15 protein-coding genes are annotated in these 15,556 nt (G+C 52.0%); 5 read left to right on the forward strand and 10 right to left on the reverse strand.

What is annotated here, in order from left to right:
- Positions 1-292: 292 nt before the first annotated feature.
- Positions 293-1,213: a MurR/RpiR family transcriptional regulator gene (locus JFT86_RS25170; RefSeq protein ID WP_201238892.1), complete on the forward strand. Its 921-nt coding sequence runs from the start codon at positions 293-295 to the stop codon at positions 1,211-1,213.
- Positions 1,214-1,221: 8 nt separating this feature from the next.
- On the opposite strand, the gene JFT86_RS25175 is transcribed toward JFT86_RS25170, so the two are convergent.
- Positions 1,222-2,556: a hypothetical protein gene (locus JFT86_RS25175; protein ID WP_201233749.1), complete on the reverse strand. Its 1,335-nt coding sequence runs from the start codon at positions 2,554-2,556 to the stop codon at positions 1,222-1,224.
- 366 nt (positions 2,557-2,922) lie between these two features.
- Here JFT86_RS25175 and JFT86_RS25180 point away from each other — a divergent pair, with 366 nt between their 5' ends.
- From JFT86_RS25180 to JFT86_RS25195, 4 genes are all read left to right on the forward strand, one after another.
- Entirely contained in the window at positions 2,923-3,528 is a 606-nt protein-coding gene (locus tag JFT86_RS25180; protein ID WP_201238893.1) for a glutathione S-transferase, read from the forward strand.
- Between the two features lie 2 nt (positions 3,529-3,530).
- The gene (locus tag JFT86_RS25185; protein WP_201238894.1) at positions 3,531-4,670 is read left to right on the forward strand and encodes a DNA alkylation repair protein; all 1,140 of its coding nucleotides are present in this window, start codon (positions 3,531-3,533) and stop codon (positions 4,668-4,670) included.
- Positions 4,671-4,870: 200 nt separating this feature from the next.
- A complete protein-coding gene (locus tag JFT86_RS25190) occupies positions 4,871-6,523 on the forward strand; it encodes a deoxycytidylate deaminase (RefSeq protein ID WP_201233751.1) in 1,653 nt (550 codons plus the stop codon).
- Between the two features lie 138 nt (positions 6,524-6,661).
- A complete protein-coding gene (locus JFT86_RS25195) occupies positions 6,662-7,684 on the forward strand; it encodes a potassium channel family protein (protein WP_201233752.1) in 1,023 nt (340 codons plus the stop codon).
- Between the two features lie 585 nt (positions 7,685-8,269).
- Here the strand turns inward: JFT86_RS25195 and JFT86_RS25200 are convergent.
- The 9 genes from JFT86_RS25200 to JFT86_RS25240 form a co-directional block, all read right to left on the reverse strand.
- Positions 8,270-8,926, reverse strand: a complete 657-nt coding sequence (locus JFT86_RS25200; RefSeq protein WP_201234029.1) for a DUF2931 family protein — start codon at positions 8,924-8,926, stop codon at positions 8,270-8,272.
- A gap of 32 nt (positions 8,927-8,958) precedes the next feature.
- A complete protein-coding gene (locus tag JFT86_RS25205; RefSeq protein WP_201233753.1) occupies positions 8,959-9,618 on the reverse strand; it encodes a DUF2931 family protein in 660 nt (219 codons plus the stop codon).
- Between the two features lie 11 nt (positions 9,619-9,629).
- A complete protein-coding gene (locus tag JFT86_RS25210; protein ID WP_201233754.1) occupies positions 9,630-10,310 on the reverse strand; it encodes a DUF2931 family protein in 681 nt (226 codons plus the stop codon).
- Positions 10,297-10,953: a DUF2931 family protein gene (locus JFT86_RS25215; RefSeq protein ID WP_201238895.1), complete on the reverse strand. Its 657-nt coding sequence runs from the start codon at positions 10,951-10,953 to the stop codon at positions 10,297-10,299. Before JFT86_RS25215 ends, JFT86_RS25210 begins: the two co-directional genes overlap by 14 nt.
- A gap of 32 nt (positions 10,954-10,985) precedes the next feature.
- Positions 10,986-11,642 (reverse strand): DUF2931 family protein, encoded by a 657-nt coding sequence (locus tag JFT86_RS25220; protein WP_201238896.1) that lies wholly within the window; start codon positions 11,640-11,642, stop codon positions 10,986-10,988.
- Complete coding sequence (locus tag JFT86_RS25225; protein ID WP_201238897.1) at positions 11,642-13,183, reverse strand: DUF2235 domain-containing protein; 1,542 nt, start codon at positions 13,181-13,183, stop codon at positions 11,642-11,644. Before JFT86_RS25225 ends, JFT86_RS25220 begins: the two co-directional genes overlap by 1 nt.
- Before the next feature lie 135 nt (positions 13,184-13,318).
- Entirely contained in the window at positions 13,319-13,681 is a 363-nt protein-coding gene (locus tag JFT86_RS25230) for a DUF6124 family protein (protein WP_201238898.1), read from the reverse strand.
- Positions 13,682-14,067: 386 nt separating this feature from the next.
- Positions 14,068-14,406 (reverse strand): hypothetical protein, encoded by a 339-nt coding sequence (locus tag JFT86_RS25235; RefSeq protein ID WP_201233757.1) that lies wholly within the window; start codon positions 14,404-14,406, stop codon positions 14,068-14,070.
- A gap of 365 nt (positions 14,407-14,771) precedes the next feature.
- On the reverse strand, positions 14,772-15,134 hold the full coding sequence (locus tag JFT86_RS25240) for a DUF6124 family protein (RefSeq protein ID WP_201233758.1): 363 nt from the start codon (positions 15,132-15,134) through the stop codon (positions 14,772-14,774).
- Positions 15,135-15,556 lie beyond the last annotated feature (422 nt).

The following is a 15,556-nucleotide window of genomic DNA, read 5'->3' on the forward strand; positions in this document are numbered from 1 at the left end:
CAGCCGTGGTTTTCGTCGATACGTCGAAGAAAACACATTGAGTGGACGCAGACTAAAACGCCCTGCCAGCAATAATCAATATTTATTCTAATTATTTTTTACGTGGAATATTTTTTCCAATACACTTTCGTACGGGCGTTCCAGACACGGTGCATCGATTCAGCATCGACCGCCGACCGTGCAAGCCAAGATTTTATTAGGGCCTACCCTGTAGACTGCGCACAGCCAACCTATTGTCAGGGCCTGCCGCGCACCCACCCAGGCCTATAAGAACAAGCCAGAAGGATTTTTTATGTCCCGCACCGATCAGCCGGCTATCGACGAGCGCCCCGCCGACAGCGACCTCGCCAGCCCCCCGATCAATGCCGAGCGTCTGCTGCAGCTGATCACCGAAGAATACGAAGCCCTGCCGCGCCAGCTCAAACGTATCGCCAGCTACATGAGCCAGCAGAGCGACCGGATCATGGTCGACCGCATCAGCGACATCGCCCGCGAATGCGAAGTGCACCCGTCAGCCATCGTGCGGTTCTCGCAGCGTTTCGGTTTCAGCGGTTTCAGCGAAATGCAGGCGCTGTTTCGCGAGGCCTACACGCACAAAGCCACGCCGGTGCAGAACTACCAGCAACGCATTCGCAGCATGATCGCCAACAAATCGCAGAAGGCCAGCGCCGGCGACCTCGCCCGCGAATGCGTCGACGCCACCCTCTCCGGCATCGAGCGCCTGGGCCAGGAACTCGACGACGCGGCGTTTGAAAAAGCCGTCGATCTGGTGGTCAACGCCGACAACATCTACGTGGTCGGCGTGCGCCGCTCCTTCGCGGTCGCCGACTACCTCGTCTACAACCTGCAACACACCAACAAACGCATCCACCTGGTCTCCGGCCTCGGCGGCAGCTATCGCGAACAGATGCGCAGCGTGCGCGCCAACGACCTCGTCATCGCGATCAGCTTCACCCCGTACGCCAAGGAAACCCAACACTGCCTGCGCATCGCCCAGCACCATCAGGCAAAAACCCTGATCCTCACCGACAGCAACCTCTCGCCGCTGGCGAAACGCGCCAACACCGTGCTGCTGGTCAACGAAGGCAGCTCGTTCGCGTTCCGCTCGTTGAGCGCGACGTTGTGTTTATGTCAGGCGTTGTTTATCGCCGTAGCGTATCGGCTCGAACTGAAGGTGGACGAGATTCACGAACAGGTTGGATTCGAGGATTAGTCAGCGGACTACGAGGCGGGGCACTTACCGCCTTGTGATCTCTGGCTCGGCTGAATGAACCTGGTCATCGTCTTTATACCCGGAACAAGCAGATTCAACGGCGCAACGTTACTGCCGTAATCCGGCTCCAATGGTTTGGGGGACGAAGCGGACGGATTTATCGAAGCGATTTTGAAATGTATGCCTCGATAACCGATGACCACCGGCTCTGCGAAAGCTTGCCGCAATGTAATGCCCAACGCCGAAGACCTCACCACCGAACCGGTGACGCCGGGCATATCCGGCACGATCTCGCTGACTTTCTTCCTCATCGCCTCATTGACTTGAACCAACTCGGCGTTGATGCGCGCAATTTCAGACTGTTTGGCCGGCGTATCTGGCTTTGGTGGCGCTGGCTTCTGATCTTCCGGTTTGGCGACTACTGCCGTTTTCGGATCTTCAGGTTTCGGCTTGGGCGCATCTCCGGCAGGAGGTTCTTGCGCCTGGCCCGGCGCCTGTCCAGTCAACTTGCCCAGTTGAGCCTCAAGTGATTTCTTCTTTTCGCTCAGATCAACCATTGCCAAAGTGACTGCAGAGAAGGTGCCGCTCATGCCCTCCTCCGATGACACCACCAAATCGATTGCCCGAGTCAGATACACATCGGTGACAAACACCAATATCGGCGCGGTTGCATTGGCTTTATCGATCTGCGCGCCCTGCAGTTGGGCAGCCGCTTCACGCATTCTGCGCAAATCGTCCTCGGAATAGCGCTGCAGGGTTTCCTCATCGAAACGGGTCCGGGCCAACAGGTACATGGCGCCATAAGTCTCAGCGCTGGGCACCGAGTAAGACACGCTGTATTGCGATCGACGCCCAAACCCCAACGCAGCACCAATGGCGCTACTGGTGACGTTGACGCCGATATCGCTCTCAGCGAGGGATGCGAAGGTAAATCCCGGAAATGCCACCAGACTGTTGACCTGTTTGTCGCAGATCTTCAGGGGGATCAACGCTCGGGTAGGCACCGGACCGTTTCCCGAGCCATCGTCATAGGTCGCAGACGACTCGAACGTGTGCTTGCGTGCAGACGCAGCAATTTGCGCATCCAGATTGATCGAATCAAATTTGGTAGCAGCCAGGACGTAATCGGCGGTAGCGATCTTCTCGCCGGTCTTCACCGCTCGTGCAATAAAGATGTCCCCGACCTCCACATTGCTTCGAGGCGGGTAGATCGCCTTGATACCCAATTGTTCAGTATTGGTAGTCCAATTCTCGGCCACGACGCCCGGTGCCGGTTTCGAACTCCCGCAAGCCGTCAACCCCGCGCACACCAGACACCCAACCCAATGTTTAGAACTGTTCATGTGACGCCCTCCCTACAGTTTCGATTGCACGACCCTGCGAATTGATACCGCACAGGTCGGCACCTCAACGATCACGGGGTCATGGACTGCAAGGGAGTAATACAAACGAGTACTGAATCAGAGCGCCTGAGCTCGTTTAACTTTTCCATCCCTGGTCGGTGCTGGCACTTTGAATATAGATCGGCAAAAACAACTGACAAGGTCAGGCAAAGCCTTTATTTACGGGTGTTTCATGGCTGTTACGGATTTCACATCAGCCGTCTCGCATCAACCGATCAACTACACCCAGTAGTCAGTCGATAGCCTTTGCCGCTAAATTCAGCGTCTATCGCCCGTTTTGCTGTTGACCTTCCCAAGGAGCAGGAAATGAAACTGATCGGCATGCTGGACTCCCCTTACGTGCGCCGCGTGGCGATCTCCGCCAAACGTTTGGGGATCGACCTCGAACACGAGTCGGTCTCGGTGTTTCGCCACTTCGAGCAATTCCAGCAGATCAACCCGGTGGTCAAAGCGCCAACGCTGATCCTCGACGACGGTGTCGTCCTCATGGACTCGACCCTCATCCTCGATTACCTCGAAGCCAGTTCCGGCAAAAGCCTGTTGCCAGCCGATCTGAAACAACGCTCCCACGCCCTGCGCCTGATCGGCCTCAGCCTCGCCGCCTGCGAAAAAGCCGTGCAGCTGTATTACGAACGCAACCTGCGCCCGGCCGACATCCAGTATCAGCCGTGGGTCGAACGCGTCGAAACCCAACTCGCCGCCGCGTTCACCGCACTTGAACAAGAACTCGAAAACAACGGCCTGCCCACCGACGGCACCCTGACCCAGGCCGGCATCAGCATCGCCGTCGCCTGGAGCTTCACCGACCTGGTCGTTCCCGACCAACTCGACACCCGACGCTACCGCCACATCGCCCAATACACCGCGTACGCCGAAACGCTTGAAGCGTTCGTCAGCACACCGATGACCTGACCATGAGCGCACCCGAAACCGCTGCACCCGCGCTAAAGGAAATCTTCAACGCCGAACGCCTGCAACACATCGCCACAGAAATGAGCGCCGTGTATCCGGCGTTCAAGGCCAAAGCGTTTCTCAAACACGCCAATGAAGGTCTGGCCGATTTATCCGTGATGCAACGCATGGCCCGCGTCAGCGAAAGCCTGCACGCCGTGCTGCCACTGGACTACGAAGATTCCCTCGACGTGCTGCGCGAACTCGCACCACGACTGAACAGCGGATTCGTCAGCATGTGCCTGCCGCACTACGTCGCCAGCTACGGCGCCCACGCCTTCGACACCTCCATGCAAGCGCTGAAATACTTCACCACCTTCGGCTCCTCCGAATTCGCCATCCGCCACTTCCTGCGCAGCGACCTCGAACGCTCGCTGGAACTCATGCACGACTGGACCCAAGACGAAAACCACCACGTCCGCCGCCTCGCCAGCGAAGGCAGCCGCCCTCGCCTGCCATGGTCGTTCCGACTGGAACCGGTGCAGGCAGACCCGCAATTGGCCGCCGGGATACTCGATCGGTTGAAAGCGGATGACAGTTTGTACGTGCGCAAATCCGTAGCGAATCATTTGAATGACGTGACGAAAGCGCACCCGGAGTGGGTGTTGGACACGATTGAAGGTTGGTCGCTGGAGAACAAACACACAGCGTGGATTGCCAAGCATGCACTGCGGAGTTTGATCAAACAGGGGGATTTGCGAGCGCTGACGGTGATTGGGGCCGGGGGGAAGCCTGAGGTTGAGTTGTTGGATGTGAAGGTTGAACCGGCGGTTGTGCGGCTGGGGGAAGCGATTACTTTGTCGTTTGTGGTGAAGTCGACGGTGGCGGAAGAGCAGCGGCTGGTGATTGATTATGCGATTGACTATGTGAAGGCGAATGGCGGGGTTTCGGGGAAGGTTTTTAAGTTTAAGACGGTGGTGTTGGCGGGGTTTGGGGTGGAGACGGTACAGCGTAGGCAGGTGATCAAGGATTTAACGACGCGCAAGCATCACGAGGGACAGCATGAAGTAAGTGTGATGGTTAATGGAAAAAAACTAGCGGGCACCCTATTCACTGTTATGAGACGAAACCCCGTCACTTCTAAAAAAAACGATAACGAATAAGCACTTAGATGAACGCAACCCACTTTGCTACCTCGCAAGACAGGACATTCCCTCACGAGCTATCTTTGATTGCCATTTAGCCAAATTGAAAATGACTACAGCTTCACCTCAACAGCTCCGAACTCAATAGTGGCTTTTTGCCAAACACTAGTGTACCGTTACTGCAACTATAAGAGCACTGATGAAAAAGGACTTTTTCAATGGAAAATTATTTTCAAGACACCATATCTAAAATATATGGTGACGATGATGATTTTATAGTCATTGGATTAACAGGCCGCACGGGAAGCGGTTGTTCTACGGTCGCAAACATCCTTTCAAGCCAACAAGAAGATATACGCCACTCTCTTTTCTCAGGTCACAATCCTAAAGACAACAACCAGCGAAAGCAAAAAGTTGTTTTTAATTGCTTCAAGCATAACTGGGAACCTTTCATAACAATACAAGCCAGCACAGTATTATTATTAATGCTATCGGAGGTAAGCATTGAGGAATCGGGGATATTTATAGGACGTTCAGGAGACTTAGACCCTCCGAAAGCAAAAAAAACAACCGATATCCTAAAAAGCATACGTGACGAGTCAGTCGTCATTGCTGACATTGAGTCACTAAGAAAATTTTATACAAAATTTCTACCGGAGAAAAATGAAGAACTTAAAGATGTCATGGGAGGAGCAGCATACGTTAGAATCTTTCAACTCATCGGAAGCAATTTACGTAATTCTGGAAGCGTAACATCTGAAGACGTATTAAGCGGCAAGTCTTTTTCCTTAGCCGAACGAATCAACAAAATAATTAAACAAATTCGCAAAGCCAGAACTGAAGGCGACAAAACCTTTATTGTTATTGATGCAATAAGAAACCCATTTGAAGCCATATATTTCCAAGATAGATACTCCTCTTTTTATCTAATGGCAGTATCTTGTAACGACGACGAACGAAAGCGAAGACTTCGTGGACTTGGGTACACTGACGCTCAAATAGACATACTTGATAGAGAAGAGTACGGAAAATTAGACGCCACAAACCAAAAAGCCTACGTAAAGCAAGATATTAAAGCGTGCTTACAAAGGGCAGATCTGCATGTAAGCAATCCCGACTCTGGAAACATGGTATCCAACTTTAACTCTCTTGCAGATCAGCTGTTAACCTTTGTCGCGCTGATGGTGAGACCGGGACTTGTTACACCAACTCCATTAGAGCGCTGTATGCAAATCGCATTTACAGCAAAGCTTAATTCCGGATGCATTTCTAGGCAGGTAGGCGCCGTCGTCACCGATGTGAATTTTTCAGTACAGTCCGTAGGATGGAATGATACGCCCTTCGGCCAAGTGCCTTGTAGCCTGAGAAATCGATTCGACCTAACTAACGGCCACGATCAAGCAGCATATTCAGAATATGAAAAACTAGATATAAAATTCATAACATCAGTCTCAACAAACAATGAAAAATTTGTAAAAGTAAGAACAACCGGAAGAAATATTTCATACTGCTTCAAAGACGAATACAACCATCTAACTGGCAAAGACAATCAGGTCCATACAAGATCACTTCACGCAGAAGAAAATGCTTTCTTGCAAATTGCTAAATATGGTGCAAGGGGTGTTGAAAACGGAAAGTTATTTACCACTGCCAGCCCCTGCGAACTCTGCTCAAAAAAAGCATATCAGCTAGGAATAAAAGAAATTTATTATATAGATCCGTACCCAGGTATAGCTATGAGCCATATTTTGATGGGTGGAAGTCTAAATCCAAAACTCGTGATATTTTCCGGAGCTATCGGCAGAGCATTTCACAATTTATATTCTCCGAAACTCTCCTACAAAGACGAACTGAATGCGCTAGCGCAATAGCAGGCTTTTTTGTAAAAAATCAGGGCTTGGCTATTAAGATTACACATAGCCAAGCTTCAAGCTAAAAACCCATAACAACAAAAAATTCTCAAGCAACATCAACACCCAACAGAACAATTAAACGAAACGGGTTATAAAATGCACCAAAAAAGTCAATTAGGCATTACATTAGACGCGATCAAAACATCAACACTGGTGCTTCTATTGGCAGCTGGAATAATAACATCAGGCGTGCTGTTTTATTTTTTAAGCAAAATAGATCAAGGAATAGTTTCAACATTTGAAACCAATCAAAGTATAGGTGTCTGGGACTCAATGTATTTCAGCATTATAACCGTCTCATCTTTAGGGTATGGAGACTATCGCCCAGTAGGCGCTGGGCGGGCCGTAGCTGCTATAGAAGTAGTTTACGGCCTATTCTTTTTAGCGGTAATAGTTTCCAAGCTAGCCTCAGAACGAACTTCGACCTTGATAAAACTTGTATATGCAAGCGACACACAGAGACGTTTACTCGACTTTATAGAAAGCACAAACGATAGAAATGAGAGATTGCAAAAAGCCATTAAAGATAATGACTACTATGCCGCTAGTGAAATTTCACACACGAATAAAACAGCATTTTCCACTTATAAACACTTCGTAAACTACCACTTACAGTACGGCGACATCGGAAACGAGTGGGACACCAAACAGTTGGTTCGATTAATAAAGGCCACCGGAGATAGTACAGACCTCGCACATAGCATAATAAGAAACATGCACACCGATTCAGAGATCCACCTCAGAATCGAAAACTATCTAACAAAAGCAGAAACCTTGTCAGAGCATTTGAAAAAACACTATACCAGAGAAAAAATAGAAAGCATTCACGCACACATATCAAAACAAAGAAAGGCATTTAAAAAAGCTATCGATAATTGCAATAATGATTTCGAAAGGCTTAGGGGTGTCACCCCATACGTATTAACTACCGAGCTTTTGACAAGAGTAAAGCATTCATTACCAAAACGACCTTGGCCAGACCATGTACACAAACTCGTAGCAAAGGAACTCAAAATCTCAAACAAACTGGCTCAGAGAGCTATTTCGGATCTCCTGGTCGGTGGCTATTTTCCACATCAGCAACCATCAGAAGCACATTCTCAAAATGAATTAAGCTAATTTAATGGGAAAAACTTCGTACAACAGAGTTTTAAGAACTAAAAATCGGGATTACAAGAGAGCGCTTGCCCCCCCTTATTTCTTCTATAACTGTTTATTAACCCTTATATGGGATGCCATACTTGGTGACGTACCGCTGCCACTTCACTAAAAGTGATAAGAGTAATGTCGTTAGCTCTTATCTTAGCGAGGACCTAATGACCTCAATTTCGCCGTGCGCTCGCGCAATGTTGACTGCGTGATGATAAGAGCGTCTAAGCCAAACAAGCACAACAGCTCCTGGGCTAGTCTCGGAAACACCGAAGCCATAACCTTGCTTCCTGTTCCGATGCCCGCGAGCAACGCTGATTGACGGACGACACCATCAACTTGCTAAGGAATATCTACCCATGCGTGCCACGTTTTTTGTTCGATGATTGATTGTCAAAGGCATCAAATACGAACAGATAAGTCTTCCCAAAGATACCTGGGGTCATCTCCACCAGATTTTGGGCGGTCCGATTTGACAACCCGACAAAAGCAAAACGCCCAACAGTGCAATCGCTGCCTTCATCACCTAAGCATCCATTCAGGTACGTGTCACGACTACCAACTTCCGTATGGAATGCCGAATTTCTCAATGTAGCGTTTGGATTTTTCACTAACCGGGTATGCGTAACGTCCTTGATTCCTGCCCTGACTAGGACCTAACGGTTCGATCTCGGCTTGGGCCTTACCCACTTTGATGGGGCGATGGCACGAGTCCCGAACAAAAACCTGAACAACGCCTCCTGGAGCCAAGCCCAGATAAATAAACGCGCTGTAGCTGGCTTGCTCTTCCGGCGTTTCAGGGCAGCGCTGATTTACTGATTTCACCATCAACTGTCTCGCCTCTTCAGGCACGTCGACCCAAACCTTATACGTCTGCGGTTCAACAATGGATTGCCAACGTACATAAATGCGCTTGGGCAGATCAGCACCAATCACTGCTTTTGAGGCAGCGCCCACAGCGTGCCAGCCTCGTGCGGATTCCTTACCGTTTTCTGGCTCCCCACCTGCGGCTGTACCTCCTCCGGTGCGTCTGAACAACTTGCCGTTTATGTCTTCGACGGCGCTGTCCTCTACCCACACCTTCATGTAGTAGGGCTCAGTGAACGCGAGTTGCCATGACTCGGATTTGGGATCGTTTTTGGCTGACAGAGGATCAGCAGATTGGCAGCCCACCATGAATAGCGCGCACAGTAGCGTCACAAGAGCTTTCATTGCCAAATCGTCCGTTAGGGTACGTTTCACGACTACCAACTTCCGTATGGAATGCCGTACTTGTCGATATACCGTTTGGCTTTTTCACTGACGGGATAAGCATAGCGCCCGTCGTTCTTACCTTGGCTAGGACCCAACGGTTCAACCTCGGCTTGGGTGCGTGCGACTTTGACCGGGTGATTACACGAGTCCCTGACCCAAACCTGCACCACACCACCAGGGGCTAGTCCTAGATAGACCGACGCAATGAATCTACCTTCTTGATCCGGTGTTCGCGGGCAAGGTTGATTGACGGATGAGACCATCAACTGCCGGGCCTCTTCAGGAATATCCACCGACGCCTGCCACGTCTTCTGTTCCACAATCGATTGCCAACGAACCCAAATACGGAGGGGTAGATCTGCCCCTACGACTCTCTTTCCGCTGCCGCCTACCCCACCCGTCCACCCCCGGGCTGACTCTGTGCCATCTTCAGGTTCTCCTCCCGCAGCGCTGCCGCCGCCAGTTTTGTGGAAAATCTTGCCGGTGACGTCTTGAACAGAACTGTTTTCTACCCAGACTTTCATGTAATCCGGCTCAACAAAGGCCAACTCCCACCACTCGGATTTCGGATCGCTCTTAACCGAAAGTGGATCAGTAGCCTGGCATCCCGCGACCAACAACATGCACAGCATCGAAATGAGTTGCTTCATTGGGTTTCGGTTTACCAACTCCCATACGGAATGCCGTATTTATCGATATAGCGCTTGGCCTTTTCACTCACTGGATAGGCATAGCGATCACCATGCTTTCCCTGCTGCGGGCCGAGTGGTTCGATCTCGCCTTGGGCATGGGCAACTTTGATTGGGCGGTGGCACGAGTCTCTGACCCAAGCTTGAAGCACACCGCCCGGGGCTAACCCCACGTACAGCGTCGCCATGTATCGGGCAGTTCTTTCCGGGGTCTCGGGGCAGCGTTGGTGTGTTGACTTCACCATCAGCTGCCTCGCTTCTTCCGGAATTTCTATGAAGCCTTTATAGGTTTTTTGCTCTGTTATGGACTGCCAACGGACGAAGATAAGTTTCGGAAGGTCAGCGCCGGTCACAGACATTCCGGAACCACTAACGGTACCCCAGCCACGCGCAGACTCTGTACCATCTTCAGGCTCACCTCCGGCGGCTGACTTCCCGCCGACTCTGAAAAACATCATGTTCTTGATATCCAGAACTGAGCTGTCTTCCACCCAGATTTTCATGTAACTGGGCTCAACGAACCCTAGCTCCCACCAAGGAGACTTAGGGTCTTCGGCTCCCGAGTCGAAGCTTCCAGTTTGGCAACCCGCCAACGATAAAACGCCCAACAGGACGATCGCTGATTTCCTCACCCAGCGCCTACCAACTTCCATACGGAATCCCGTATTTATCGATGTATTGCTTCGCTTTTTCGCTGACCGGATAGGCGTAGCGACCACCGTGTTTTCCCTGTTCCGGGCCTAGTGGTTCAATCTTGGCTTGACCCCGAGCAATCATTATCGAGTTCCGACAAGAATCACGGACCCAGGCTTGAAGTACGCCTCCCGGTGCGAGCCCCACGTAAAGTGACGCCATGAACCGAGCTGGTTTTTCCGGTGTTTCCGGGCAACGCTGGTGTGTGGACGTCACCATCAATTGCCTGGCTTCCTCTGGAATCTCGATGAAGCCCGCGTAGGTTTTTTGCTCTGTGATGGATTGCCAACGAACGAAGATTTGTTTGGGAAGCTCTGCGCCAGTCACAGGTTTACCTGTTCCTCCCACTGTCCCCCAACCACGGGCAGACTCGGTACTGATGTCGGGTTCGCCGCTGGCAGCTGTGCTCTTGCCGGCTCTGAGAAACACTCTGTTATTGATATCTTGAACGGAGCTGTTTTCTACCCAGACTCTCATGTAGTTCGGTTCAACGAACACTAATTCCCACCAAGGATATTTTGGGTCGTTTTCACCAGATTCTGGGCCTTCGATTTGGCAGCCCGATAAAAGTAAAACGCCCGACAGTGCAAACGCTGCCTTCATCACCTAAGCATCCATTCAGGTACGTGTCACGACTACCAACTTCCGTATGGAATGCCGAATTTCTCAATGTAGCGTTTCGATTTTTCACTAACCGGGTATGCGTAACGTCCTTGATTCTTGCCCTGACTAGGGCCTAACGGTTCGATCTCAGCTTGGGCCTTACCCACTTTGATGGGGCGATGACACGAGTCGCGAACAAAAACCTGAACAACGCCTCCTGGAGCCAAGCCCAGATAGATAGATGCGCTGTAGCTGGCATGCTCATCCGGCGTTTCTGGGCACCGCTGACTCACTGATTGCACCATCAGCCGTCTAGCCTCTTCAGGTACGTCAACCCAAACCTTATAAGTCTGCGGTTCAACAATGGATTGCCAACGTACATAAATACGCTTGGGCAGATCAGCACCAATCACCGCTTTTGAGGCAGCACCCACAGCATGCCAACCTCTTGCGGACTCTTTACCATTTTCTGGCTCCCCACCTGCGGCTGTACCCGCCCCCGTGCGTTTGAACAACTTGCCGTTTATGTCTTCGACGGCGCTGTCTTCAACCCATACTTTCATGTAATGGGGTTCGGTGAACGCGAGCTCCCACGAGTCGGATTTGGGATCATTTTTGGCTGACAGAGGATCAGCAGATTGGCAGCCAGCCATGAATAGCGCGCACAGCAGTGTCACAAGAACTTTCATTACCAGAGCTTCCAGTCTGCAACGTGAGGGTGTTGCACGCGAATTGAGTCTTCCGTGGGGGCATTTATGTAAACAGCCCTGATACCGCTGCCGTCTCTTCGACCAAGGGGATGGTTCCAGTTGGCAGACGTGTGAATGTACTTCAGTTTCAGCAATTGGTCTTCTTGCTCTGTGACGGTGTAGTTACCGGCTAAAAATTTGTCGCACAGGGCCTGAAGCTCTGCAGGTATGGCCAGATCCGGTGTATCGGGGATGTCGTTGAAGCGAGCACCCTTTTCTTTCGCCAAACGGTGCATGACTCGCAAATACACTCTGGACAACAGGCCGCTCACAGGGCGTTTGAGTTGAAGGGCGGCGTACACCCGCTTCTCGCTTGGGCTTAGTTTTTCTTGCGGGCTATTGGGCATCGGATCCGCCTCTGACGTCACGACTTCGAGCATTTCAGCAGGCCAGCCTTTGGCCAACCATTGGCTTTTGGCGTTAGCAGCATCGCGGTAGATTGAGGTAGTTGTTACATCCGTATGCAGAGGCACTGCCAGTGTTTGCATGGGAGTGACAAGAACACATTCCTGCGCATCCTCCAGGTATCCGCCGCCGATGTCGGAGTGCACTCCCGGCAGGGTTATCTCCATATGATCGGCCTTGACGCGACTGAGGGCGAAGTTGGCTCGGCATTCGTCACGGGCAGACAGTTGGACGACATCAGTAAAGAATTGCCGGTCGAGGTAAAGTTTGACGCCCGTCGCAATGGAGCTTTTGATGTTCCCGAAATTTGACCAGCCGGCAATCGATGGGACGGTATCGAACAAACCGATAAAGCCCACATTGATGTCGCTTTTATATTGGTCGTTGAATTTGGGACCGAAGGCTCTTGGCAGGTTTCGCAGAACGGTACCAAGTGGCCCGCGACTGGTGCGGACAATCTCGTTGGCAAAATGTCGGGCGGCGGCCGCGCCACGACTGAATCCGAACGTATCGAAGGTCAGGGAAGTGATTTCACTTCCTGGGTTATCGATCAAAACCCGACTAATGGCTTGCTCAATTTTTGGAAACGAGGATTCGACGCGTCCAGCCACACCCGTTTCTCCGCGTCCAGTCCCTGCACCAAACTTACTGTCCTCTTCGCCGGAGCGCGTGCCGATACCCTCGACATAGACAACGCGTGAAGTGCTCTTTTTTAGGCCCTCTCCTGCGGCCTCTGGTACGGAGTCGTACAGTTCGCTCAGTCTTTTCACATTGCTGATGTCGTTACCGTAACTGCTGTCCGGATCTCTCATATACGGCTTGCAGCTAGCCGGAATATCCTCCGGCGCAATCGGATGCTGCGCTCCACACAGCAGCCCAGCCGCTGTGTTATTCGCATTATTCCCTGTGCCATCAAAGAACACGCCGATCCTCAACGCGATGCCGATTTTCTCGGGTTCTGGCGCTGGCTCTTTGCTGTGCTTTTCGTATTCCGCCCAGCGCTGGGCGTGGATGTCGACGGGTTCGGCTTCGGCGTAGCGATGGTTTTTCGGGGGGTTGGGAACGTAGCCACTCAATCCTTGATTCCTTGTTCTGATCCTTGAACGGCCGAAAGGGTGACAGTCGAGGATCAGGGACGCAAGGCGTGGCCCTTTGCTAGCGCGAGGGGGAAATCGGGTTTGACGAGGGTTTCCCCTCGTCATGTTGGATGGCTATTTGGGGATTTCGACGTTATCCAGCGCTCGGTTTACCGCGAGTTCGCCGAGCATCACGACTTGGGCGATGCCCAGTGCGGTTTTGCGGTGGGAGGTGTCGAGCGTGGCGGCGAAGTTGAGGAGCATTTCGCTGGCCGAGCCGAGGGTTTCGCTGGCGTTGGCCAGGAGCGATTCCGTGTCGTACTTCGGGTTGGCGAGGTACATGGGTTCGGGCTCGTTGGTGCTGGCCATGATTTGGTCGGAGGGTTTGAGGTAGTGGTCGAGGGCGCGCTCGGCGGCTTCGTGGAATTTCTTGGAGTCGGGGGATTCGTAGGGGGATCCCGGGTCGGTTACTGGCGGGTTCGGCGTTACTTTGAACATAGATGAAGCTCCTAACACATTTAAAGGAGGCTTCACCCTTTCGCTACCAAACGAAGGGTGGCGGCCATGCACAGGTTGGTAGACCGGGTGTTAGGATCCGGCGCGCCCTAGGACGCCCTGTACATGACCACCATAAATCCGAAACGAAGAAATCTCGGCGATGGTGGAGCTGTACATCTAACACCGGGCTACCAAACCCGATCACTGTTTTTCAGTGACCGACAAACGATAGAACCCGCGCCCCAGACGCACAAGCCGGCGGATTCTGGCGTAGTCGTAGGCGATGGCGCAAGGATTTGTAGGGCATGACCAGCAACGTACGACGCGCATTAAACAAACGCGTCGTTTCTTGTTTATAGGCCAGTAGAGGTATTAGAGACTGAGATTCAATGCGTCTCAAAAGAATTCCACTGGTGCGTATCAAGGGCCAGCGCGCAGTAGGGTTCAAAAACGTAAAGCTCAAGCGCATTTTCGATGGCAATTGCTGCCACCTGGAGTGTCTTTAAATAGGATTGGGCCTCTATGAATGAGGTACCGAATAAGGCGTCATCCATTGCCTTCGCGCGCGTCAGTTTGGAGATCGTTCGATCTGGGTGCTTAGCCATCGCTATTCGAAAAGCCAGGCTGGCGTCGAAATGTGTTTTACCGAAGACGTGCTGACGAAGCCGACTGACCACACTTCTGGAAATACCCACGTAGATAGGCACCCCGTTGTCGATCAGCACATAGCAACCCGAAAAGTCATGTGCCAGATCGAACTGTTTTAGCAGCGATTTAGTGCCAACTCCCGGAACTGAATGCCTCCATCTCTCGCGGATCAGCCAGAGCGCTTTTCATTCTGCGCATGTGGCCGGGCAGTACCGTTGTGGCTAACGCTTCAAATGTGTGCGGGCATTCATGTAATGGCATTCGAAAAAAGCTCGCTCTATAAGTAGATACCAACGCTAGCGCGGCAGATCGGCTGATGACAAGCCATGTAATACACGCCTGTTTGAAACAACATCTGAAACATAATTGATTGAAATACGGCGTATCTGGATAGCTCTCTGCAGCGAAGAGCAAAGGCGATCGCTGCAGAGAGCTCTAATTTCTATTTCGGTAGTTCGACGTTGTCGAGTGCCCGGTTCACGGCGAGTTCGCCGAGCATGACGACTTGGGCGATGCCCAGTGCGGTTTTGCGGTGGGAGGTGTCGAGCGTGGCGGCGAAGTTGAGGAGCATTTCGCTGGCCGAGCCGAGGGTTTCGCTGGCGTTGGCCAGGAGCGATTCCGTGTCGTACTTCGGGTTGGCGAGGTACATGGGTTCGGGCTCGTTGGTGCTGGTCATGATTCGGTCGGAGGGTTTGAGGTAGTGGTCGAGGGCGCGTTCGGCGGCTTCGTGGAATTTCTTGGAGTCGGGGGATTCGTAGGGGGATCCCGGGTCGGTTACTGGCGGGTTCGGCGTTACTTTGAACATGGTGAAACTCCTAGTTAACAAAAGAAGCTTTCACATTCGCTACCAAACGAAGGTGGCGGCCATACGCGGGTTGGTAGACCGGTAACTAGGACCCGGCACACCCGAAGGTGTCCTGCGCATGGCCACCATTGAGCAGAGACCTGACAAGGTCTGCGAACGGTGCGCGATGCGACTAGTTATGGCGGGCTACCAAACCCGATCACTGTTTTTCAGTGACCGACAAACGATAGAACCCGCGACCTAGACGCACAAGCCGGCGGATTCTGGCGTAGTCGTAGGCGATGGCGCAAGAAGTTGTAGGGCGCAGGTGGTGTTCTGATGTTTCGTTTAAACAACCTGATTCTCTGCTGTTTATTTCGCTCGGTTTTTGGCGCGTGGTTTACAAGCTCAGGCAGGAGTCGCGGCTCTGCGATGCAAAACTC

It is taken from the genome of Pseudomonas sp. TH06 (assembly GCF_016651305.1).
In the GTDB taxonomy this organism is placed as follows: domain Bacteria; phylum Pseudomonadota; class Gammaproteobacteria; order Pseudomonadales; family Pseudomonadaceae; genus Aquipseudomonas.